This is a genomic window from Enterococcus sp. DIV1314a (assembly GCF_051713805.1).
Classification (GTDB): Bacteria; Bacillota; Bacilli; order Lactobacillales; family Enterococcaceae; genus Enterococcus_I; species Enterococcus_I aquimarinus.
Genome location: NZ_JBIOQP010000001.1, coordinates 120946 through 144753 on the forward strand (window position 1 = coordinate 120946; position 23808 = coordinate 144753).

At 38.8% G+C, this 23808-nt stretch carries 23 protein-coding genes, 1 tRNA gene, 1 pseudogene and 1 other annotated feature; of the genes and pseudogenes, 8 read left to right on the plus strand and 17 right to left on the minus strand.

The genetic code is table 11. The features are described 5' to 3' along the window. Positions 1 to 20: 20 nt before the first annotated feature. The 3 genes from gap to rpoN all read right to left on the minus strand — a co-directional run bounded on the left by gap (position 21) and on the right by rpoN (position 3626). Entirely contained in the window at positions 21 to 1022 is a 1002-nt protein-coding gene (gene gap / locus IGI68_RS00605; RefSeq protein WP_071874250.1) for a type I glyceraldehyde-3-phosphate dehydrogenase, read from the minus strand. 43 nt (positions 1023 to 1065) lie between these two features. Then, positions 1066 to 2103 (minus strand): sugar-binding domain-containing protein, encoded by a 1038-nt coding sequence (locus IGI68_RS00610; RefSeq protein WP_273233376.1) that lies wholly within the window; start codon positions 2101 to 2103, stop codon positions 1066 to 1068. Between the two features lie 188 nt (positions 2104 to 2291). Beyond that, on the minus strand, positions 2292 to 3626 hold the full coding sequence (gene rpoN / locus IGI68_RS00615; protein WP_438729484.1) for an RNA polymerase factor sigma-54: 1335 nt from the start codon (positions 3624 to 3626) through the stop codon (positions 2292 to 2294). A gap of 54 nt (positions 3627 to 3680) precedes the next feature. Here rpoN and IGI68_RS00620 point away from each other — a divergent pair. Continuing rightward, a tRNA-Arg gene (locus tag IGI68_RS00620) sits at positions 3681 to 3752 on the plus strand. Positions 3753 to 3878: 126 nt separating this feature from the next. Here the strand turns inward: IGI68_RS00620 and rpoE are convergent. Continuing rightward, on the minus strand, positions 3879 to 4490 hold the full coding sequence (gene rpoE / locus IGI68_RS00625) for a DNA-directed RNA polymerase subunit delta (protein WP_071874253.1): 612 nt from the start codon (positions 4488 to 4490) through the stop codon (positions 3879 to 3881). An 86-nt stretch (positions 4491 to 4576) separates the two neighbouring features. After that, on the minus strand, positions 4577 to 5014 hold the full coding sequence (locus IGI68_RS00630; RefSeq protein ID WP_438729487.1) for a DUF1934 domain-containing protein: 438 nt from the start codon (positions 5012 to 5014) through the stop codon (positions 4577 to 4579). A 104-nt stretch (positions 5015 to 5118) separates the two neighbouring features. On the opposite strand from IGI68_RS00630, the gene IGI68_RS00635 reads away from it, so the two are divergent. From IGI68_RS00635 to yidA, 3 genes are read left to right on the plus strand one after another with little or no spacing between them, the layout of a single operon-like run. After that, positions 5119 to 5940, plus strand: coding sequence for a lipoate--protein ligase family protein (locus tag IGI68_RS00635; protein WP_071874255.1), 822 nt, complete (start codon positions 5119 to 5121; stop codon positions 5938 to 5940). Continuing rightward, positions 5924 to 7285, plus strand: a complete 1362-nt coding sequence (locus tag IGI68_RS00640; RefSeq protein ID WP_071874256.1) for an HD domain-containing protein — start codon at positions 5924 to 5926, stop codon at positions 7283 to 7285. The genes IGI68_RS00635 and IGI68_RS00640 overlap by 17 nt, the downstream gene beginning before the upstream one ends. 24 nt (positions 7286 to 7309) lie before the next feature. Next, on the plus strand, positions 7310 to 8125 hold the full coding sequence (gene yidA, locus IGI68_RS00645; protein WP_273233392.1) for a sugar-phosphatase: 816 nt from the start codon (positions 7310 to 7312) through the stop codon (positions 8123 to 8125). An 84-nt stretch (positions 8126 to 8209) separates the two neighbouring features. Here the strand turns inward: yidA and IGI68_RS00650 are convergent, their stop codons facing one another. After that, complete coding sequence (locus tag IGI68_RS00650) at positions 8210 to 8656, minus strand: NUDIX hydrolase (RefSeq protein ID WP_071874258.1); 447 nt, start codon at positions 8654 to 8656, stop codon at positions 8210 to 8212. 163 nt (positions 8657 to 8819) lie between these two features. Here IGI68_RS00650 and gloA point away from each other — a divergent pair, with 163 nt between their 5' ends. Beyond that, entirely contained in the window at positions 8820 to 9194 is a 375-nt protein-coding gene (gene gloA, locus IGI68_RS00655; RefSeq protein ID WP_071874259.1) for a lactoylglutathione lyase, read from the plus strand. 162 nt (positions 9195 to 9356) lie between these two features. Beyond that, positions 9357 to 10067 (plus strand): gamma-glutamyl-gamma-aminobutyrate hydrolase family protein, encoded by a 711-nt coding sequence (locus IGI68_RS00660; protein ID WP_438729494.1) that lies wholly within the window; start codon positions 9357 to 9359, stop codon positions 10065 to 10067. A gap of 133 nt (positions 10068 to 10200) precedes the next feature. On the opposite strand, the gene IGI68_RS00665 is transcribed toward IGI68_RS00660, so the two are convergent. The 8 genes from IGI68_RS00665 to zapA all read right to left on the minus strand — a co-directional run bounded on the left by IGI68_RS00665 (position 10201) and on the right by zapA (position 19218). Next, positions 10201 to 11232 (minus strand): alpha/beta fold hydrolase, encoded by a 1032-nt coding sequence (locus IGI68_RS00665; protein WP_438729497.1) that lies wholly within the window; start codon positions 11230 to 11232, stop codon positions 10201 to 10203. Continuing rightward, a complete protein-coding gene (locus IGI68_RS00670; protein ID WP_273229441.1) occupies positions 11225 to 12502 on the minus strand; it encodes an ABC transporter permease in 1278 nt (425 codons plus the stop codon). The genes IGI68_RS00665 and IGI68_RS00670 overlap by 8 nt, the downstream gene beginning before the upstream one ends. Then, positions 12495 to 13394: an ABC transporter ATP-binding protein gene (locus IGI68_RS00675; protein WP_071874262.1), complete on the minus strand. Its 900-nt coding sequence runs from the start codon at positions 13392 to 13394 to the stop codon at positions 12495 to 12497. Before IGI68_RS00675 ends, IGI68_RS00670 begins: the two co-directional genes overlap by 8 nt. A gap of 52 nt (positions 13395 to 13446) precedes the next feature. Continuing rightward, positions 13447 to 15267, minus strand: coding sequence for an excinuclease ABC subunit UvrC (gene uvrC, locus IGI68_RS00680; protein ID WP_438729502.1), 1821 nt, complete (start codon positions 15265 to 15267; stop codon positions 13447 to 13449). A 111-nt stretch (positions 15268 to 15378) separates the two neighbouring features. Continuing rightward, a complete protein-coding gene (gene trxA / locus IGI68_RS00685; RefSeq protein WP_071874264.1) occupies positions 15379 to 15693 on the minus strand; it encodes a thioredoxin in 315 nt (104 codons plus the stop codon). Positions 15694 to 15766: 73 nt separating this feature from the next. Next, on the minus strand, positions 15767 to 18133 hold the full coding sequence (locus IGI68_RS00690; RefSeq protein ID WP_438733168.1) for an endonuclease MutS2: 2367 nt from the start codon (positions 18131 to 18133) through the stop codon (positions 15767 to 15769). Positions 18134 to 18213: 80 nt separating this feature from the next. Continuing rightward, the gene (locus IGI68_RS00695; RefSeq protein ID WP_071874265.1) at positions 18214 to 18759 is read right to left on the minus strand and encodes a CvpA family protein; all 546 of its coding nucleotides are present in this window, start codon (positions 18757 to 18759) and stop codon (positions 18214 to 18216) included. A gap of 18 nt (positions 18760 to 18777) precedes the next feature. Further along, positions 18778 to 19218, minus strand: coding sequence for a cell division protein ZapA (zapA, locus tag IGI68_RS00700; protein ID WP_071874266.1), 441 nt, complete (start codon positions 19216 to 19218; stop codon positions 18778 to 18780). A 139-nt stretch (positions 19219 to 19357) separates the two neighbouring features. Here zapA and rnhC point away from each other — a divergent pair, with 139 nt between their 5' ends. Both rnhC and IGI68_RS00710 read left to right on the plus strand, forming a co-directional pair. Next, on the plus strand, positions 19358 to 20284 hold the full coding sequence (gene rnhC / locus IGI68_RS00705; RefSeq protein ID WP_071874267.1) for a ribonuclease HIII: 927 nt from the start codon (positions 19358 to 19360) through the stop codon (positions 20282 to 20284). Continuing rightward, a complete protein-coding gene (locus tag IGI68_RS00710) occupies positions 20281 to 21390 on the plus strand; it encodes an NAD(P)/FAD-dependent oxidoreductase (protein ID WP_438729509.1) in 1110 nt (369 codons plus the stop codon). The genes rnhC and IGI68_RS00710 overlap by 4 nt, the downstream gene beginning before the upstream one ends. 55 nt (positions 21391 to 21445) lie before the next feature. On the opposite strand, the gene IGI68_RS00715 is transcribed toward IGI68_RS00710, so the two are convergent. The 3 genes and pseudogenes from IGI68_RS00715 to IGI68_RS00725 form a co-directional block, all read right to left on the minus strand. Beyond that, entirely contained in the window at positions 21446 to 21889 is a 444-nt protein-coding gene (locus IGI68_RS00715; protein ID WP_438729512.1) for a hypothetical protein, read from the minus strand. A 172-nt stretch (positions 21890 to 22061) separates the two neighbouring features. After that, a complete protein-coding gene (locus tag IGI68_RS00720) occupies positions 22062 to 22904 on the minus strand; it encodes a MetQ/NlpA family ABC transporter substrate-binding protein (RefSeq protein ID WP_438729515.1) in 843 nt (280 codons plus the stop codon). A gap of 85 nt (positions 22905 to 22989) precedes the next feature. Continuing rightward, positions 22990 to 23225, minus strand: a binding site (T-box leader). Positions 23226 to 23410: 185 nt separating this feature from the next. Next, positions 23411 to 23584 (minus strand): annotated as a pseudogene (locus tag IGI68_RS00725) (UTRA domain-containing protein); the annotation flags it as partial. Positions 23585 to 23808 lie beyond the last annotated feature (224 nt).

The following is a 23808-nucleotide window of genomic DNA, read 5'->3' on the forward strand; positions in this document are numbered from 1 at the left end:
ATTGGATTCTGTAAGGAATCTTATAAGTTAGCGAAGTATTCTAACGTACGTACTAATTGTGCTGTGTAAGACATTTCGTTATCGTACCAAGATACTGTTTTAACTAATTGTTTGTCGCCTACAGTTAAGACACGTGTTTGAGTTGCATCAAATAATGAACCGTAAGTGATTCCAACGATATCAGAAGAAACGATTTCGTCTTCGTTGTAACCATAAGATTCGTCAGCTGCTGCTTTCATCGCTGCGTTTACTTCGTCAGCTGTTACTTCTTTGTTTAATACAGTTACTAATTCAGTTAATGAACCAGTTGCTACAGGAACACGTTGTGCTGCGCCATCTAATTTACCGTTTAACTCAGGGATAACTAAACCAATTGCTTTAGCTGCTCCTGTTGAGTTTGGAGTAATATTTTCTGCTGCTGCACGTGCACGACGGAAGTCACCTTTAGAGTGTGGTCCATCTAAAGTCATTTGGTCACCTGTGTAAGCATGGATTGTTGTCATTAATCCTTCAACAACACCAAATTTGTCATTTAAAACTTTAGCCATTGGTGCTAAACAGTTAGTTGTACATGAAGCACCTGAAATAACTGTTTCTTTACCAGTTAAGATATCATGGTTAACATTGTAAACGATTGTTGGAACATCGTCTCCGCCTGGTGCTGAGATAACAACGCGTTTAGCGCCTGCTGCTAAATGTTTTTCAGCTGCTGTTTTAGAAGTGAAGAATCCTGTACATTCTAAAACGATATCTACGCCTAATTCGCCCCATGGTAATTCTTCAGGGTTACGGTTTGCTAAAACCTTAACTTCTTTTCCGTTCACGTTGAATGAACCTTCGTGCACTTCAACAGTTCCGTTGAAACGGCCTTGAGTAGTGTCATATTTTAATAAGTGAGCCAACATTTTTGCGTCTGTTAAGTCATTGATTGCAACTACTTCAATTCCTGCTACATCTTGAATACGACGGAAAGCTAAGCGTCCAATACGTCCAAATCCGTTAATACCTACTTTGATTGTCATTTAAAATTTCCTCCTTATGATATAAATCATAAAAATTTTATTTTTAAAGGGATAACCCTTTTAAAATCTCATTTGCGGCGGCTTCATCAGTGATGAGCCACGTCTGTTTTGGTGCGTTTTTCATATATGCGTGAATGGCTTTGGCTTTACTTTTGCCACCAGCGACAGCAAAAACATAGGGGATATTTAAAATATCTTTCAACTGTAAGCCGATTCGAGGAATTCGATACACGATTTCGCCCGATTCATTGAAAAAATAACCAAATGATTCTGCAACAGCATTTTTTTGTTTTAGCATAAGCAGTTCTTTTTCAGTCATCTTTCTTCGAGCTGCCATGTGAATTGCCCTTCCAATACTATGAATAACACAATTTGCTTCACTAATCAAGTTCAAAACCTCCAAAATCGACGGTTCTTGTAAAAGTGAATCATATGTGGCCGAACTTAATTGTTCGGGGACAAAAAGCGATCGATAATTCCCTCTTGTTCGCATGGCCATCACGGCACTGACTGAATTCGCTTGGACATTTACATACTCACCAATACCACCTCTCGCCGGTACAAACATGTTGTGGCGATTATGGGTTTCGAGAATGGAAAGATTTTCGGCAACATTCGCCATCGTTGTGCCACCCATCACGGCGATAATATTTTCCCCAATTGGTAATTGCTTGTTTAAGGCATCCCATAAAAGATGACCAAACTCTTCAATTACTTTTTCTTGGCGATCACTATCTCCTGGAGTGATAATACAGCGACTAATACCAAAATAATCAGCTAAGCGACGTTCTAAGCGGTCCATCCCAAACAATTGATCCATTAAATGTCCTAATTGATGATAGACTTCTTCGCCTTTTGAGGTGAGCTTCATCCCACTTTTTGATGTTTCAATGAGTTCCAATTTTTTTAACGAATCAGTCTCTGTTCTAAGTACTCGCTCTGTAACGGCCAAATTATCTGCCAAAACACGTCTACCGACTGGCTGCATCCAATAAATATTTTGTAAAATGCGATACCGTTCTTGAATTGTAGTTAATATTTCTGGAGCGATGGCTTCCATCACTCTAAGATCTTCAAGCATTACACAACCTCCGTTGGACAGCTTTAGTCCCATATAGACTCAACACGACCCAGATAGAGCAAAAAAAAGAATTCCTCGTTATTGTTGTTGTCCCTCACAACATTAATTTTAGCATAATCCAACCTTTCACGCAACTAATTCCATTAAAAAAACCATTCGAAAGAACAAAGATTGTCCTTTTGAATGATTTAATCATATCTTTTACGTTTACTTGATCCCGGGATTCCTAATTGTTCCCGATATTTTGCGACTGTCCGACGAGAAATATCAACACCTTGCTTAACCAAGGCTTCTACGATTTTTTGATCTGACAATGGTTTTTGTTTGTTTTCTTGTTGAATCATTTCCTGAATCCAGGTTTTTACTTCATCTGTTGAATTTTCTTCTCCATCTTTTGACGTAATTTTTGAACTAAAGAAGTGCTTCAATTCATATACCCCAAATGACGTGGCGATATATTTCCCATTCACAGCTCGACTAATAGTCGATTCGTGGAGTGCCAATGCTTCGGCAATTTCTTTTAAAATAAGAGGCTTAATCGGTCTTTCTGGCTTTAAAAAGAAATCTCTTTGATGCTTCACAATAAATTGTCCCACCCGATAAATCGTATTTCCTCGTTGTTCCACCATTTTTTTTAACGATTCAAAATTTTGTTTCTTTGCTTTTAAGTATTGTGCGACTTCGACATCCCCACTTTGTTCCATTTGCTTAAAGTACTGTTCTTGAAATCTTAATTCAGGGATACTGTGCTTGTTTGAGAGTAGCTGTAGTTGCCCTTCGCGGTTTCGGACTGTTAAATCTGGGACAATATATAAATCTTTTGTGTCCTCAAAGACTGCGCCTGGTGTCGGAGTTAAGTGTTGAAGATAATCAAAAACTTCTTGCACCTCTTTCAAGGTGATGTTAAATTTTTTCGTAATTCGGTCCCATTTACGTGCGACGAGATCGTCAAACGACTCTTCTAATATGATATAAGCTAAGGCAGGAGATTGATCATCTCGTTCTGTCTGGAGCATTAGTGACTCCTGTAAATTACGTGCACCGACCCCTGCAGGTTCTAATTGTTGGATGAGTGTTAAGGCATCCAGCATCTGCACAAAATCACATCCCGTTTGTTTTGCGGCTTCTTCAACTGTAATAGTTAAAAAACCATTCAAATCGATATATTCGACTAAAAACAATACTAACGTCCGTAAATAAGTATCGCGATAATTCAAATGAATTTGTTCGATTAGTGATTCAAATAATGAGACGGATGTATCCGGGATTTGGGTTAAATAATCCGCCGTTTCATGCGTGTATGTTTTAGCGTACTCGTTCAAATTGGAATCCGTTGGTTCAACCGATTCGACCAATTCGATTAGCGGATTTTCTAATGATTCATTCTCAATAAACGCACGTAGTTCTTCTGTCGAATAATGCAATATTTGAATCGACTGTTGCAATTGTTGTGTCAATGCTAACTTTTGCGTCTGATTTTGCTTTTGCTGTTGGCTTTGAGTATACTGTTGTTGAAATTTCATTGGATTTCCCCTTGTAATTATTCTGAAAGTTTGCTAATCTATTTAGAGTAATGCGCGCCCTTAGTGTAGTGGATATCATACAAGATTCCGGTTCTTGTGACGGGGGTTCGACTCCCTCAGGGCGCATACTATCGCTATCAGAGTTAGTATACTTCACTTTGTGTTCTTTGACAAAGTGAAGTTTTTTTCTATGGCTGCGAAAAATGAAACAGGCCACTCTCTTTTTGTCAGAGAGTGGCCTGTTTATACGACTTATAACTCGTATTCCTCTTCGTCTTCGTCGTCTTCCTCATCAACTTCTAAGTCATCTTCATCAATGATGGTTAATTCATCTTCGATTCCACCCGTAAGTTCTTCGTCTTTATCTGCGCCAATTTCTTGTAAATCAGAATTGTAGGCTTTGATTTCAACGTCTTCATCTTCGTCTTCATCTTCAAACACATCATCATCTTCATCGACTAAATCAGTATCTTCTGGATCATCATCATTGTAATCAATCGCATCTTCATCACCAGTGATAAAGGCATTGACTTTTTTACGTTTCTTACGGCGCGGTTTGTCTTCATCTTCTTCGTCTTCTAAGCCATGGTTAATTTCTTCATCGATTGAATCAATCGCATACCATGAACGTAAGCCCCAACGATTGTCTCCTAATGAAATAAAACTACCATTAATATTTAAATCTGTGTAAAATTGCGCTAAGGAATCACGAATTTCACTATCAGATTTCCCTAAATATCCTTGAATCTGATTTACCAAATCAGAAAAATCCATGACATCTGTTTTTTGCTCTAAAATCGCATGCGCTACTTCAATCATTGATAATTCATCTTTATTTACGCCTTCAAATACATTAATCTCCACTCGGGACACGTCCTTTCACAGTCTATTCTTAATCATACAAAAATGTTTTAAAAAAAGCAATTTATTCTTGCAAATTAATCAAACTCTTAGCTAGTAAATTCTAAGTACAGCTCATATTCGCCGATTCTCTCATTCGCCATTAATAAATCGTACTGTACTCGAATTTTCCCAGCGGTTGGATAGTCAGTCAAACTCACATGCAAATCCTTGGTATAGACTTGAAAAAACATACTGCCATAAGGTGTTGGATATTTTGTATCCGTCATTTCCTGATACTGAAATTTAAACCGTAAGCGACTATCGGTGACACGTGTTAATTGCACACTTTCATCTGGCGAAATTTTGACAGTTACCGGAACAAACGTCACACCATCTTCTTGTGGTTCTTGATACCGAATATACAAATGATGACCGACACGAACGACTTGTCCCACTAGTTCAAACAAAAATTCTTCGATGGCTTCTCCTTGTATTACCTTGGTTTTTAAATAAATATTGACATTCATGCCATTTTTCAAGCTCATGATTGCCTCCTTCGTTTTTTTCTCTTTCTTTTCAACAGATTTTCTCTCATCTTTCGTATATAATAAGGATGAACACTAAAATCATGTAAAAAAGAGGTATTTTTATGCAACGACTTATTTTCAATCAAATCACTCCGGCCAAAGAACAATCTTTTTTGCCTTTTGCACTCACTGATATCTTTACTGAATTCGTTCATTCAAATCATATAGAAATTATTCATTTTTGGCAATTAGAAAATACTTTCATTTTAGGAATGAAAGATACACGAACACCTTTTGTTGAAAAAGGAATTAAAAAAATCATCGAACACTCTTACGTTCCGGTCATCCGTAACTCTGGCGGATTAGGTGTCATTGCCGATGAAGGGATTTTAAATATTAGTTACTTGTTCCCAAAAACAGCAGATAGTGCCTCTACCGATCACGCATATGAAAAAATGGTTTCATTGACGCAACAAGCTTTTCCCGAACTTCAAATCGAAGCTTATGAAATTGCTAGCTCCTATTGTCCTGGAACTTATGACTTAAGTGTCAATGGTCAAAAAATTGCTGGCATCGCTCAACGGCGCATCAAAGAAGGAATTGCTGTGATGATGTATTTAAGTGTCAATGGCAATCAAACGGCTCGAGGAAACCTCGTCCGAGAATTTTATCAGCAGAGTTTGGATCCACTTCGACCTGATAATAGTTATCCTAGTGTTGATCCAAATAGCATGGTGACCTTAGAAACGCTACTTGAGCGCCCGATTTTAGTTAACGAAGTGAAAGAACGTTTCGAAGCATTATTCCAACCAACTGATCGTTTAGATGACCCCTTTGAGTGGTTAAATCACCATCAATTAGAAGAGAAATTCGAGCAGAAATGGTCAGGGATGGTCAAACGAAACCAAAAAATTCAGGAGGTTAAAGATGAATACTCCTTATAAATACCAAACACTACCGGTAGAAAAAGTCTTTCGTGATCCTGTGCATCAATATATTCATGTCCAACATCAGGTTATTCTTGATTTAATTGATTCTAAAGAATTTCAACGTTTACGCCGCATTAAACAACTCGGTACGGCTTCCCTTACTTTTCACGGGGCCGAACATAGTCGTTTTTCGCATTCATTAGGAGTCTATGAAATTTCTCGTCGCATTTGCGATATCTTCCACCGAAATTATTCCGTTGAGAAAATCGGAACTGGTGGTTGGGATGACGGGGAACGGCTGATTACGCTTTGTGCAGCCTTACTACACGATGTAGGACATGGTCCCTATTCTCACACTTTTGAACATATCTTTCAGACGAACCACGAAGCCTTAACCGTTCAAATTATTTGTTCACCAAAGACAGAAATTTATCAAATATTAAATCGTGTGGAAGCAGGATTTCCTGAAAAAGTAGCGAGTGTCATTCAAAAAAAATATCCGAATCCCCAAGTGATCCAAATGATTTCTAGTCAAATCGATGCCGATCGGATGGATTATTTATTGCGCGACGCTTACTTTACAGGGACAGAGTATGGTACTTTTGATTTGACGCGGATTTTACAAGTCATTCGCCCCTATCAAGGGGGCATCACTTTTGGAATGAATGGTATGCATGCTGTGGAAGATTACATTGTCAGTCGCTACCAGATGTATGTTCAAGTTTATTTTCACCCAACTTCCCGTGCCATGGAAGTGATTTTAGAACACTTATTACAACGTGCGAAAGAAGTGTATCTCGAAAACAAAGAAATTTTCAGCAATCATTCCCCACTTTTAATTCCATTTTTGGAAAATCATTTTACGATGGATGATTACTTACGCCTAGATGATGGCGTATTAAACACGTATTTTAATCACTGGTTAGATGAATCCGATTCCTTATTAAAAGATCTTTCCTATCGTTTCTTAAATCGCAAGCCTTTAAAATCTTGTCGCTTTGATAAACAAAATCAAGAAAAATTGCTGCAAACGATGCGTTCACTTGTCGAAAAAACAGGCTTTAATCCGACTTATTATACAGCGGTCCATTCAAGTTTTGATTTACCGTACGATTTTTATCGTCCGGAATCCAATAAACAGCGCACGCAAATTGAATTACAAGAAAAAGATGGTACTTTGGTGGAACTATCCAAAGTCAGCCAACTCGTTGAAGCCTTAGCAGGCCAAGGTCAAGGTGATCAACGGTTTTATTTCCCGAAAGAGATGGTTGATTTCTCCTTACAAGACAACTATGATTTATTTAGTGAAACCTACAAACAGTTTAACGCTCATATTCATAATGGCGCGTTAATCGAATAAAAAGATTATTGGAGGATATACAACATGTCGATTAAATTAATTGCCATTGATATTGATGGTACGTTATTAAACAGCCAACACCATTTAACCAATGAAGTGAAAGAAACACTTAAGAAAGCGGAAGAAAAAGGCGTGAAAATCGTCCTTTGTACCGGTCGACCATTAACAGGCGTGCAAGATTTAATCGCTGAACTTGACTTATATAGTGATAATGACTACGTGGTGACCTACAATGGATCGCTTATTCAAAAAACGAAAACAAAAGAAGTCGTTTCAAAATTCGAACTGTCTCATGAGGATTATTTAGCAATTGACGGCTTAGCACGCAAATTAAACATCCATTTACATACGGAAACAGAAGATACGATGTTTACATCTAATCGTGATATTAGTCGCTATACCGTATTAGAGTCACATTTAGTCAATATGCCGTTAAAATATCGGACACAAGAAGAAATGACAGAGGACTTAACCATCATTAAAATGATGATGATTGATGAACCGGAATTGTTAGACCAAGCCATTACGTTGATCCCGGAAGAATTTTACGAACGCTATACCATCGTCAAAAGCACCCCCTATTTCTTAGAATTTTTAAATAAGAAAGTCGATAAAGGTGCCGCGATTCATCTACTTGCCACTCATTTAGGTATTGAAGCCAGTGAGGTCATGGCATTAGGGGACAATGAAAATGACTTGCCGATGATTCAGTACGCTGGGCTTGGCATTGCGATGGGCAACGCTACTGAAAATGTTAAAAATGCTGCAAGTTTCATCACGACTTCTAACGACGAGCATGGGGTGGCTGTAGCGATTGAAAAGTTTGTCTTAAATGGATAAACCATTTTTCGTAGTGAGTTAACTCTAAATGATACGCGAATAAAATCATAAAAAAGCTAAACTAGGAGTGTAATAGCTCCTAATTTAGCTTTTTTGCTTCAGCCACTGTTCAACTGCCCAACGGTGACTGCCTCTTTTTAATAAAGTCAGTGCTTCACTAGGTGTCACCCAATGAAGACGATTGGTCTTTTCTGTCGGTTCTGCTACTTTTAGCCACTTTGTTACTTCATAAAAATAACCTGGATGATAAAAATGAATTTGTCGATGACGCGAATAAAAATATTCAATGGCTTCCCCAAAGTACGCACCAATTTCAACGACAAAACCTAATTCCTCTAACATTTCGCGATTAATCGCCTCGACGTGATTCTCTTCTTTTTCAATTTCTCCACCCGGTAAAAAATAGGCGCCATTGGGAGCTTGGACCAAAATGATTGTTTCTTGATTCTCCTGAGGTACTACAACATAAGCCCCATATCTTGCTTGATAGTCACAACTAATTTTTCGTTCTCCAAAAGTTGGTACCTCCATCTTTGTCACTCCCATTTCTTTTTCTTTATCTTAACGAAATTCTAATAAATAAACAAGCGTTTTCTCATGAAGTATTTACCTAAAATATCTATTCAAAATTCTAACGTTCAAAAGGAAGATATGTTATGATTGAGTTATGATATTTTGAAAGGATGATTCATCAATGAAAATGGCTCATACATGTGTCCGTGTCAAGGATTTAGAAGCTTCTGTCGCGTTTTATCAAAAAGCATTCGGTTTTGAAGAAAGTCGTCGACGCGATTTCCCAGAAGCAAAATTTACGTTAGTTTATTTAACGTTACCAGGTGATGGATATGAATTAGAATTAACGTATAACTATGATCATGAGGCTTATGATTTAGGGAATGGTTACGGTCATATTGCTATCGCGACAGAAGATGTTGCAGCGTTACACAAAAAACACCAAGAAGCAGGATTTGAAGTGACTGATCTAAAAGGGTTACCTGGGGTTCCGCCTTCTTATTATTTCATTATTGATCCCGATGGTTATAAAGTCGAAGTCATTCGTGCCGACTAGTCAATCTAAAAAAATGAGTACTGTGCTGGTGGGTGAGCAGTATTCGTTTTTTTCTATGCTATTTTCGTGACAATAATATAGAAAAAAGAATGCTAAACTGATAAAGTATTAAAGAATGACACGCCGTTGTCATTCTTTTTTTAGTTTAAGAGGAGGAATTTGATGAAACCTAAAATTGGGATTGTGGCCAATGAGCGTTTTTTCTTAACAGATAAAATTGATTTTTGGATGTCTTATACAAGTAAAGGGTATGTTGAGGGAATCAAAGACGCAGGTGGTTTAGCCTTTATTATCCCGATTGATGATGCAAGCCATGCCAAAGAATACATTGATACTATTGATCGGCTGATTTTAGCAGGCGGCCAAGATGTCGCGCCCCACTTCTATCAGCAAGAAGCGACGCCCTTACTAGGAGAAACCAATGAAGCCCGTGATCGCTTTGAAATCGCCTTAATTCACGAAGCAATGAAACAAAGAATGCCCATCTTAGGAATTTGCCGGGGCATGCAGCTAATTAATATCGCTTGCGGCGGGACCGTCTATCAAGATTTATCGTTGCTTCAGACAGACACGCTTACTCATGTCCAAGAACAATCCATGGCACAACCAAGTCATTCGATTTACGTGGAAAACAAGAGTTGGCTTGCGACGTTCTTACCCGCAAACTACGAAGTGAACTCTGCCCATCATCAAGCAATCGACCAATTGGCGCCAGGCTTTAAAATCAGCGCTCGCGCAACAGATGGGGTAATTGAAGGGATTGAAGCAATCGATGCTAACCAAGAAATCTATGGTATTCAGTGGCATCCTGAGCTGACACGTGAAAAAATCACCGAAGAACAAGCCATTTTCAATCGTTTCATACAAGGATAAAGAAATAAAAAGATGCAAAAAAAGACATTTTTTTCTAATAAAATGGCGTGAATTTTCCAAAAACGCAGAATTCGATCATCACTCATTCGTATAGCTAAGGGGCTGTGACAAACGTCACAGCCCCTTACTTTTATTAATCCCCTTCAAAAAAGGCGAGAATTCGTTGATAAATCAGTTCATTCTCAATTTCATTTAGAACTTCATGTTTCATATTTGGAAATTCAATCATTTCAATTTGACGGTACCCAATCGCTGCGAGCGTTTGTTTGGTATCCAACAGTCCTTTAACGCCCCCGGTAATCTTCACGTCATCGGCGCCACTCAAACTCAAAATGGGTAAATCAGGATTTTGACAAGTATATTTCTCGATTTGTTTTAAGCCATAATCGGCAGTCCAGATAGTCGTTACGCCAATATTGTCATAGCCGGCAATGATTTTAGGATCTTGATTCACTTTGACAATTTGTTCTAAATCATTCGTTAACCAACTCTTATCTGTTTCACCATAGCCGGATAATTTTTTTAATATCCAAGAATGTTGTTCTTCCCCAACAAATCGATTCGCAAAATCGGCTAATTTTAGACCAACTGGCGCTAATTTTTGGTAACAAACTGTCCCTGTTAATAATAGCTTGTCGATGTCTTTATCATGTTCTTGTAAGTAATTCCGCGCTAGGATCGACCCGAAAGAATGACCATATAAATACACAGGAAGATCCGAATATTGTTGTTTTGCAAAATGAGTAATCGCGACTTGATCGGCAATCATGCGCTCCACACTTGGCATATGTCCCCGTGGATTGCTTGAATTCGTTGATTCTCCGTGCCCTCGGTTATCGCTTGTCACCACGATATAGCCATTCTCGGCTAAATAATTCGCAAAATCTTGGTAACGATCTTTGTGTTCTAAAATCCCATGAATGATTTGAACAATCGCTTTTGGTACTTGACCTGTTTGTTGCGTTACCGTTAATGCTAGTGGTAGTCCATCATCCGCCATTAAAAACACTTCTTTTTGTATGACACGAGAGGGCGTATCTACTGTTTTTTTCTCTTCTTTTAGCATTTCTTTATCTGGTTCATTACGAAATAGAAAATAAGTCAATCCAACACTTACACCAATGAAACTTGCAGGAATTAGCATTTTTTTCCATTTTTTATTCATGATCTTGAACGCCTCCACTTTTATTTTTCGTCATTAAACTGACTGATTGTTTCAGTGCAGCAAAAATGCCATTATCGTTATAGACGAGCACGTTGGCTTTATACATTCTTTCAGAAAAAATAATTAAACCAACGATGCTTAAGACTAAAATCATTAAAGATAACAAGACTTCACCCGTGGAAACAAAGTTGTTTGCTAAGCGAATTGGCATCGTATAAGAAGAAAAGAAGGGAATAAACGATGTGACACGAATCACCAGATGATCAGGATTAGCCATTCCTAAACTCAACCCAATCATATAACCCGCTAAGGATAAATAGGTGACGGGTAAAATCGCTTTACTGACATCTTCGACTTTACTCACTAATGACCCACAAAGTGCCGCCAGTACTGCATATATCAAAATGCCTAATATCAAATAAAGCAGTGTGTAAGCTAGAAACTCTCCTAAAATATCGCGAATCGAAAATTCTGCTAAAAAAGCTTGGACCGTCGAATTATTTTTTAACCAATAAAAACCGAGACCAATACTTACGGCATACACCACGATTTGCGTCAACGCAACCAGTAAAATTCCAGCTAATTTCCCATAAAAGTGACTCCGTGCTGAGACACTTGATAAAATGACTTCCATGATGCGCGTTCCTTTTTCAGAAGCAATCTCTTGGGCAATGATACTTGCATACGTGACAATAAAAATAAAAAGTAAGATAGTTGTGGCCATTCCGACAACTAAACGAATACTGGTAAAATCTTCTTCGGTATTCATTTCGCCATTTTCATTAAATGTAATTTTTTGTACAGAAAATGGGACCGAAGCATTTAAAGAAGCGACTTCTTCTTCAGACAATCCTAGAGCTTTTGCTCGCAACGAAGATTGTAATTGGTTGAGTTGCTGATTTAACGCCATTGTGACTTGTGGCATGGTATTTGAACTATAAAATTCGCCATTGATTTGATCTTTTTCCACCGATAGCAAAAGCAATCCATCAATTTCTTCTTCTTTTAATTGTTCTTCCCCTTGTTCTTTGGAATTTAAAACGGTCATGGAATCGAGAACGGTTTGAACTTCTACTGTATTTAAAAGATCCGAATCTCCTTGAACGACGACTCCGATCGTATCTCCTTCTTCGGTGGCATTGTCGGTGACTTGGTTGATGATGTATAGTCCCGCTGCAGCGATAAAAGGCACTAGCAACATGATAATAAATGAAATCGAACGGACATTTTTACGATACACATCTTTTGTAATAACCCAAAATTTAGACATTCGCTTCCCCTACTTTCTGTTTAAAAATTTCTTCTAAAGTGGGTGGTTGTTGATTAAACATCGGAATATAACCATCGGCTGTCGCTAGTCGAAAAATTTCTTTTCCGACTTCGGGATTTGATAACGTGATTTCTAACGTCTGATCTTCTCGCTCGCGCACGTCAGTCACACCGTCTAACAAGGCAATCTCATCTCGCGTGAGGGGGGATTCCAAAAAGACTTTCGTTCGACCAAATGATTCACGAATTTCATGAACCACACCATTTAAGACGGACTTCCCGTTATTTAACATCACTAAATGATCACAAATTTTCTCAACATGTTCCATATTATGACTTGAAAAAATGACGCAGGACCCTTGTTTTTTTAAAGAAAGAATTCCTTCTTTTAACAACTCCGCATTCACCGGATCAAGGCCACTAAAGGGTTCATCTAAAATGATTAATTGAGGCTCATGAATTAAGGTCGCAATTAATTGGACTTTTTGTTGGTTTCCTTTTGAGAGCGTCTTAACTTTATCTGTTTTTTTACCTTTTACTTGAAAGCGAGAAAGCCATTCATCGATTTTAGGTTCAATTTCTTTTTTCGTTTTGCCCCGTAATTGCGCAAAATAAATCAATTGATCCTGAATTGAAACTTTCGGATAGAGCCCACGTTCTTCTGGCAAATAACCGATAATATCATAATCATTTTTTCCGATTTTTTTCCCATTCCAAAGTATCTCACCTTGATTGGCGGTTAAAAAATCTAAAATTAAGCGAAAAGTCGTTGTTTTCCCGGCGCCATTTTGACCAATAAGTCCCATAATACTCCCTGGTTCAATTTTAAAGGACAGATGATCGACGGCGTAATAGTCTCCAAACGTTTTCGTTAAATTTCTCACTTCTAACATTTTTTCTCCTCCATTCTAACCCGCTGAATTTGTACCAATTAAGCATAACATATTATTTTTTTCTTGTACTCATGCTTTCGTCGGATTTTGACGTTTCCTCACGACGAACAGCCTGATAGACATTCATCGCTACTTGTTGCGGCAACCCAATTGCAACTAACGCTTCAATATCAGCGGATTGAATGTTTTTCATCGATTTAAACGCCTTTAATAACATTTTTTTGCGTTTAGGTCCTAATCCTTCAATATCGTCTAACTTCGACGCAAAGCTATTTTTACTTCGAAGTTGACGATGAAATGTAATCGCAAAACGATGCACTTCATCTTGGATTCGTTGTAACAAGAAAAATTCGGAGGAGTTACGCGTGAGTGGTATCGGATCCAACGCTTCCCCGTAAAGTAGTTCACTCGTCTTATGTTTCTCGTTTTTAGCTAAGCCCGCAACAGGCAGGTCAATTCCCAGCTGATTTTCTAGAACGTCTTTCGCGATATCCACTTGTCCTTTACCACCATCAATTATAATTAAATCCGGCAACGGTAAGCCTTCTTTTAAAACTCTGGAATAGCGACGATAGATGACCTCGCGCATCGAAGCATAGTCATCTGGACCGGTGACCGTTTTAATTTTATATTTACGATACTCTTTACGAGCAGGTTTCCCATCGATAAAGACAACCATCGCCGAAACAGGGTCCGTCCCCATAATATTTGAGTTATCAAAAGCTTCAATTCGAATCGGCATCGGAATGTTCAAGGCGTTGCCAAGTTTTTCAAGCGCGCCAATGGTTCGCTCTTCTTGTCGATCCATTAAATCAAATTTTTCTGCGAGTGCCATTTCCGCATTTTTATTGGCCAAAGCCACTAACTTTTTCTTTTCGCCACGTTGCGGTCGAAGGACTTTCGTTGCAACAATGGCCTCGACGCTCAATTGGTCAATATCCATGGGTATCAAAACTTCTTTTGGTGTCATATGTTCGGCTTTTTGATAGAACTGCCCAATAAAAGTTAAAAAATCCTCTTGCGCCTCATTATAAAAAGGGAAAATGGAGACATCCCGTTCAATTAATTTACCTTGTCGGATGAAAAAAACTTGTACACACATCCAACCTTTATCCACGTGATACCCAAAAACATCGCGATCGAGTAAATCACTATTGGTCATTTTTTGTTTCACCATGACTGTTTCAATCGCTCGAATTTGATCCCGGTATTCCGCCGCTTGTTCAAAGGCCATTTCTTCGGCGGCTCGGTGCATCTTAGTCGTTAAGGTTTCTTCAATTTGAGTGTAATTTCCGTTAAAAAACTGCTTAATGTCTTCCGTGATCCCTTTATAGACCGCTGGATCAACATCAAAATAATACGGACATAGACACTGCCCCATATGATAATACAAACATGGTCGTTTCGTGTTCCCAGGGCCGCATTTTACGAGTGGAAACAGCCGATCGAGTAATTTCTTAATCTCATTAGCTGCCCGTACATCAGGATATGGACCGAAATAGAGCGCTTTATCCTTTAAGACTTTACGAGTGATAAGTAAACGGGGATATTTCTCATTCGTTACTTTAATAAAAGGATAGGTTTTATCATCTTTTAACATAATATTGTATTTCGGATCATTTTTCTTAATTAAATTGATTTCAAGCAATAACGCTTCGACGTTTGATTCTGTCACAATATACTCAAAATCAACAATCTCACTCACTAAACGAGTTGTTTTGGTATCGTGACTTCCAGTGAAATAGGAGCGTACGCGATTTTTTAAGACTTTGGCCTTTCCGACATAAATAATCGTCCCATTTTTGTCCTTCATCAAGTAACAACCAGGTTGGTCGGGTAATAAAGCCAGTTTATGTTGAATTTGTTCATTCATTGAATTCATCCTTCTCTAACATTTCTTCCTAATTAAGTATAACATGAAGCATCCTCAGACGAAAAAAAGAGCCTAAAATCACAGGGATTTTAAGACTCTTACACTGAACTTTTACAAGTAAGGGGCAATCATTGCTTCTAATTGCTCTTTATTTTGAACACCGATTGCTTTTTCAACGACTTCGCCGTCTTTTTTCAAAATTAATGTCGGAATACTCATCACACCAAATTCAGCTGGCGTTGCTGGGTTTGCATCCACATCCATTTTCGTGATTTTGAAGTCTTCTTCATCATATTTTTCACTTAATTGATCAAGAATAGGTGCTTGCATGCGGCAAGGACCACACCACGCTGCCCAAAAATCAATTAATACTAAGCCTTTATCGGTTTCTTGTGCAAAGGTTGCATCTGTAATTTCTTTTGTCATTTCATAACCTCCATTTTATGTTGAAAGTATAGCACCAAATTTCTTTTTTGCCTACAATCATGCTTGCTTTTATTTATTTAAACGTCACAATCGTCGCACCGTTGCCCCCTTGATTCGCCGGAGCAAATGCAAAACTCTTCACGTTGCGATGATTTTTTAAGTATTCGACAATTCCTTGGCGCAATACGCCTGTGCCTTTTCCATGGACAATCGTCACTTGTGGATAATTGGCTAACAGGGCACTATCGATATATTGATCAACCTCTGCTAAGGCCTCTTCATAACGTTTGCCTCTTAAATCTAGTTGCGCATCGACATGTGCTTCTTGACTGGAGCGAACGGTTGCAACGACTCTATGACTTGTTTCTTTCGCCGGCGCAAGCGGTTCAATCTCTTCTTCTGAAATCGTCATTTTCAAAATACCAAGTTGCACTTGCCATTGATGATCCCCTACTTTTTTTAACAACTCGCCGCGTTGACCAAAGGATGTGACCATCACGTCATCGCCGACTTTTAGCTTTTTAGCTGCTTTCGCCTTTTGGAGCACTTTATTTTTTTGCAAATGATCTTCAGGATGACTTAAGTTCGCTAATTTTTGTTTGGCATCAATTAGCTGATGCTCTTTCACTTTCGACTGGCTTCCGAGTAATTGCATATGCCGAATATCCGCAATAATTTTTTCGGCTTCTTCTTTTGCGGCTTCAATCATCGCATTGGCCTCTTTTCGACCTTTGGCTAATTCTTTTTCCCGTTCTTCATAAAACTCACGGTGAGCGATTTTTAAGTCAGCTTGGATTTTTTCGGCTTCTTCTAATGATTGACGAAGCTCTAAATACTCTGTTTCGGCCATCTTACGACGATTCTCCAAATCAGCAATCATCTCATTTAAGTCTTGACTCTCACCGTCAATAATTTGTTTCGCCGATTCAATAATAAAAGGACTCAAACCTAAGCGACTCGAAATTTCAAACGCATTACTTCGACCAGGCACCCCAATTAATAAGCGATATGTTGGACTTAACGTGTCGACATCAAATTCCATCGATGCATTAATGGTCCCGGGGCGATTGTACCCATAGACTTTTAATTCAGGATAATGTGTCGTCGCCATGACATACGTTGAGCGCGCACCCATTTCATCTAAAATCGCAATCGCTAATGCCGCCCCTTCTTGAGGATCAGTTCCTGCCCCTAACTCATCAAAAAGGACTAAACTATTCTCATCAGCTTTACTTAAAATATTCACAATATTTGTCATATGAGAAGAGAACGTCGATAAATTTTGTTCAATCGATTGTTCATCCCCAATATCCGCAAACACTTCCTTGAAAATCCCCATTTGACTCTCTTGGGCGACTGGTAACGGCAATCCTGATTGCCCCATTAGCTGCAACAAGCCTAATGTCTTTAACGTAATGGTTTTCCCCCCAGTATTTGGTCCGGTAATCACGATCGCTTGGTAGTCTTTACCAATCACAATATCATTGGCAACTACTTTTTCCATTGCAATCAGGGGATGACGTGCTTGTTTAAAGACCACGTAGTTTTGAGCGTTAATTGCTGGAACAACACCCTTAATCGCTTTGGCAAATCGGGCTTTCGCATTCATGAAATCAAATTTCCCGATAACAAACGCATTGTGAATAATTTCTTTGCGTGCCGGCACAAGGGCAGCTGAAAGTTCGGATAAAATTCGCGTAATTTCATTTTTTTCGGCAATTTGATGTTGTCTTAGACGATTATTTAATTCGACAATTTGTTTTGGTTCAATAAATAATGTCTGTCCAGAAGCACTCTGATCATGGACGACCCCACCAAACATGCTGCGATACTCATGTTTAACAGGAATCACGTAACGTTCATTCCGCATGGTGACAATTGCATCACTTAAATAGCGCGCCTGATTGCCTCGAATCAAACCATCTAATGTCTCACGGATACTCTGTTCGCTTCGACGAATTTGACTACGAATTTGACGTAACGCATCGGACGCATCATCGGTCACTCGACCATCTTCATCAATCGCTATTTTTAACCGTCGTGTCAGTTCAGGTAAATGCGTTAATTGTTTGGCCCAATCATACAAACGAGCAAATTCAAGCTCCCCTTCGACCAAATCGTCAATAAAACGATTAACTTCACTCGTCGTCGTGAGTACGCGCGTTACTTGTGCAAGTTCATGACCGTTTAAATCCGCCCCAATTTCAATGCGTTTCATATGGGGGCGAATGTTTTCAATTTTGGGAATCGGAATGCCTCCACGTAATCGCTGAACTTTTAAAGCATCAAGCGTCTCATCAAGCCACTGACGAATGACCGTTTCATCGGCAACGGGTTCTAACGCCGCTAACTCTTCTTGCCCTTGGGCTGTCACTAAATAAGGCATCATCATCTGTTTGACTTGTTCATATTCTAATGTATTTAAAATGCGTGAATTCAACTCACTCACCTATCTCTCTTTAAAATAAAAGAAGTAGCTACCGCTTAACGAAAACGACCTACTTCTTTCTTATTCTTTTCTTAAATCAAATCAATAATCCACATTTGATTAAAATAATTGGCTAGTATCGGACTCTTCTCGACAATCCACCGTGGGACACTTCCCGCTTTAAACAAGCCTTGAATCGCATCAAGTGGAATCAGCGTTAACAACTTAAAAATCAAGAAAATCCAGACGTAAGCGATGATCACATTTAAAAAACCGGCAATCAATCCGTCAACTTGAGGAATAAAGCGTGTATAACGCAACCCGCTCGCAAAGATGCCCACGAATTTGGTTAGTAAATGTCCAATAAATAAAAAACCCATAAAAGCGACTGCCGCATAATAAGCTTTATCTAAATCAAACGATTGCTCTTGTGTGAACAACGCCATTTTCGTATCTGGTGAAACCGATAAATAAGGAAGGAGTAACGAAATTCTTTCGCCCCATGGTAAAAAGAGCTTTTGAGCGACTAAAAAAGACAGAAAGAATCCTCCGGAATAAACAAGTTGCAAAGCCACTCCTCTGCGGCTACCGCCGTAAAATGCTGCTAACAAAATTAGTAAGACGACTAGTCCTATCATTGCTCAGCTCCTTTTCTGCTAACGTTTCGCTGTTTTATTTTGAATTGTACGTTTTCGTTCTTCATTCAATATTTGTTGTGCTTCCATATGATTGCGAATTTCAACATCGCCACGACCAGTCCGTTCTAAGACTTCTTTGGCCTCAATTTCAATCGCTTCAATGCGCTTTAGACGATTTTCTAATTCGATTGATTTTAGTGCCTGTTCTTTTAAGCCAATCATTTTTTCTCTGATCGTTAACAGCTCTTCTTGCTTTTTCAATTGATCGGAAATCGCGTTCACTGCAAGTAAGATTGCTGCTTCTTCTTGACTTGTTTGAGGCGCCATTTGTCGAATTTCTTGTAATTGTTCATTCACCAGTCTCGTTACCCGATCCATATGTTGGCTCGTTTCTTGCCCAATAATCGTATACGATTGATTCGCAATGACTGCTTTGTATCTTATTTTTGCTTTGGCCATCGAGCTTATCCTCCTAAAAAAACTACTCCTAAACATTATAAAAGAAATTTTCCTTTTTTGCTACGTGCTTTAGCTTTTTCTTTGATTATTCTTCATTTTTGTATGGTAAACTATAAAAAAATAAAGAAAGAGGTTGTCTATGAGTCACGTTGTTATTCAATTACCCAAAAATCAGCTGGCCACCGTCCAAGCTTACTATCATAAAAATCAAATAAACAAATCAGTGCCCTACACCCAGTTTATTGCTAAAAAGAATGGGACAACGATTACCGCCTATACTTCCGGCAAAATTTTATTTCAAGGAGGTCAAGCCGAACAAGAAGCCCAACGTTGGCAAAACTTGGCTATCACTCCTGAAGAAAAAAAAGTAAAAGCGGCTACGATTCTACCAAAAAACATCGCGGAGAAAAGTTTTATTGGCAGTGATGAAGTCGGTAACGGGAGCTACTTTGGTCCGTTAATCGTTTGTGCGGTGTATGCTGCAAAAGAACACTTACCTAAGCTAAAACAGCTAGGGGTAAAAGATTCAAAAATGCTAACCGATCATGATATTACGGCTTTAGCACCCAAAATTAAAGAGATTGTGCCCTTTAAACTCTTGGAAGTGACACCTCAAAAATACAATGCCATCCAGCCAAAATATAATGCGGTCCATATGAAAGTCGCACTGCATAATCAAGCGATTCAACTACTGCTCGAGCAGATCCAACCCGAGCAACCCGAAGGAATCTTAATTGATCAATTTACACCAGAAAACAATTATCGCAAATATTTAAAAGGTGAGAAGAACCCCATTACTGAGAACCTTTATTTCATCACAAAAGGGGAACAATATCATTTAGCTGTAGCCGCCGCATCTATTTTATGTCGCGCGAAATTTTTAGAAAGTTTAAGAGTCGGTTCGTCCGAATTAGGCATCGTGTTACCTTCTGGCGCCGGGACACGTTCAGATCAAGTGGCAGCCACTATTTTAAAACGTGGGGGCCTTCCCTTACTCGAGCAATACGCGAAACTCCACTTTGCCAATACTCAAAAAGCGCTGAAGTTAGCGAGGATGAGCGAATGAAAAAGATAGTCATTATTGGGGGGGGCATCGTTGGTTTGACACTCGCAAATTATTTAGATATAACACAATTTGCCATCACTCTTTATGACGATGAAATCGGGCAAGCCACTCGTGCCAGTGCCGGTATCATTTCTCCTTGGGTTTCGAAGCGTCGAAATAAAAAATGGTATCAACTAGCCAAAGACGGTGCTGCTTTCTTTCCAAAATTAGTCAGCGATTTTCAGTTAGATGAGTCCATTTATACACGCTGTGGAACGCTCATTTTACGCCAAGAAACGCAATTAGAAGCTCTTTACGATTTTGCCCAAACACGAAAAGAAGAAGCCCCTGAGATGGGTGACATTACCTTACTTTCAAAAGAAGAAACGAGCCTCGCGCTACCACTGTTAAAAGAGACGCCAGCCTTAAAAATAAGTGGTGGCGGACGACTAGATGGGAAAGCTTATTTGGTGCGCTTGCAGCAATTGGCGATTGATAAGGGCTTGTCCATCGTAAAAGAGCGGGCAACTTTAACTAAAAAAGGAAGCGATTGGGTCGTTACGACAGCTACACATAGCGATACATTTGATTTAGCAATCATTACCGCAGGCCCATCCTTAAAACCAATCTTGGGGTCTCTCGGTTATCACGTTGATATTCGTCCCCAAAAAGGACAACTTTTGGAATTTCAAACACCTTTTCTTGAAAGTGAGCAATGGCCTGTTGTTATGCTCGATGGTGAAGCTGACTTGATTCCTTTTCAACAAGGAAAAATTTTAATTGGTGCGACACATGAAAACGAGGCCTTGTGGGACCTCACGCCTACAAAAGAAGCCTTTGAACAATTGTGGCACCACAGTCAGTCCTTTTTAAAAAAAACGGAGGAATTCCTCACTTCTCCCTATCAATACCGCATTGGAACAAGAGCTTATACTTCTGACTTTGCACCCTTTTTCGGGTCACCTTCGGAAGATGATACGCTCTTTGTCGCTAGTGGGTTAGGTTCTTCTGGTTTAACCGTTGGACCTTTCATTGGTTACCTACTGGCTCAACGTTTAAATACGAATGCTTGGTCCGTCGAGGATTATCAAAAACCAATCTTCAATTATTTAAAAAAAGTAGAATAAGCCAAAAAGAAGCTGCCTCCATTATTTTAGCGAGGCAGTTTCTTTTTTAGTTAATTTAATAGATATCATCAATCGGAAAGTCGACTTCTTCTTCCTCGTCATCTTCTCCTTCCGCCTCATGGTATTCAATACTATAGGCGACTTCTTCTGAAAGAGGAGCGAAATCGTTTAATTGCGTTAACCCATTTTTTTCTAAAAAATCCAAGGTAAATAAATCTGGCGGAAACATTTCAAGCACTTCAACCTTGCAATACTGCGATTGTTGGTTAAGGTAAATGTTGTCGTAGTATTTACTTTCGATTGCAGGCAAGATTGCTTGATTGATTGCCGTGACTCGTAGTTGATACATCAGTGCATCAAATGGGGCTTTCAGATAGACATAGATTTCATCGTCCACCGTGACATTTTCTTGCATTGGCAAAGAAAATGTCGGCAGCTGACGCAACGCTTTTACTAAATCAATTTTTTCGACTTCACAAACCATGAACCATTTAGACATCGACCAGACACCCTTTCTCGTCTATTGCGCTTTCATCCATTTTACCACACAACTCGCAACCGAGAAAACGTTAACACTAATCCTACACAATCAAAATCGTCATTCATGTCAAGAGGACAAAAAAAAGTGTTAGGCAAAATATCCATGCCTGACACTTTTTTTTTCAGTCATTTTAGAATAATGGAACGACTGCGCCTTTGTAAGTATCGTTGATAAAATCACGAACTTTATCTGTTTTTAACACTTCGATTAAAGCTTTCACTTTATCAGCCTCGACATCTTCTTTGCGTACGACTAAGACGTTCCCATAAATTTCGGCTGCTTCTGAATCGATTGCTTCTGATGCTAAAGCGTCATTTTGGACGTCAAAACCTGCTTCTAACGCATAGTTCGCATTGACAACAGCAAAGTCAACGTCTTGAACGGAACGGGCTACTTGTTCTGCTGCTAATTCTACAATTTCAAGATCTTTATCATTTTTTGTAATATCACTCACAGTTGCAGTAATGCCTGCACCCTCTTTTAATTCAATCAAGCCGTTTGCTTCAAGTAAAAGCAATGCCCGACCACCATTCGTGGCATCGTTTGGAATTGAAATTTGCGCACCCTCTTTAATGTCTGCTAAATCTTTCGTTTTACCTGCATAAATCCCTAGTGGCTCAAAATGAATTTTAGCAACAGGCGTAATTTCTGAACCTGTTTCTTCTTTATAACTATCTAAATAAGGTGTATGTTGGAAGAAATTCGCATCAACATCCCCTGCATCTAACGCTGGATTATATAGTGGATAGTCATCTAAAATGGTAATCTCTAGCTCGAAACCTTTTTCTTTTAAGTCCTCTTTCACTTGCTCTAATATTTCTGCGTGTGGTGTAGATGTCGCTGCAATATTAATGACTTCTAATCCTTCAGCACTTGAGCCCTCTGCATCCGTCGCTTCATTGCCACAAGCGGCTAAACCAACAAGTGCTGCACCAAGTAAACCAAATTGAATGACTTTATTCCATTTTTTCATATCCATTTTCCCCTTTTTTTTCGAATTTTTCTTAAATATCATTCCGATAAAACAAAAAAAGTCCTTTTACGAGTTTAGAGACTCGTAAAAGGACGAATGATCGCGGTACCACCTTTTTTTGGAAGTTCACACTTCCCTTTACCCTACATGCTTAACTTAGCAAATAAGTGTTCAAGATAACGATTGAACCTTTCGAAACCGCCTACTTATCGACGATTTATCCTTCAAGACCATCTTCATTCTTTCTTGTATCGTTCTTTTCACCAACCAGAACGTCTCTACAACACGCGAAAAAATTACTCTTCTTTGCAACGGATGAATATTTAAGTTATCTGTACTTTACATGAGAACTTTCTCATTGTCAATAAATAAAATCAAATTTAATCTGACCGGAGCAAAAGTTTATCTAAATAGTAACGGATTTCTCGACGAAAAGGGTAAAAATCGGCTACTTCAACAGAGGAACGTTCACCACATAAAAACAGTACACTCTTCTATTTTCTTCATCAATCTCTGGTTAGCACAACATCAATTGAAAATTCGTCATACCGATGAACAGAAATAGAATACTCAAAGGCTGCCCCTGTATCGAGATAACCAATTTGTTCAGCAACCGCTACAGGATCGCCCTCTTCCAAGTTTAGATAGCCAGCCTCAAAAGTGGTTACAAAAATCAAAAGAAAAGACCGTTGAAAAACTTGTAGTACACCTTAATTTTTAGTAATCTTGGTCATTTCCTTGGTTAAAAACAAAACAAAAAAGGAGAAACCCCGTCATATCAAGGTTTCTCCCTACTATTAAGTCTATTCTTCTTCTTCTGACATGAATGAAAATAGCATAATATCAACATTCATAGACTAGTAAACGCTAAAGAATACAAACTTTATTACTAAATGATGTTCAG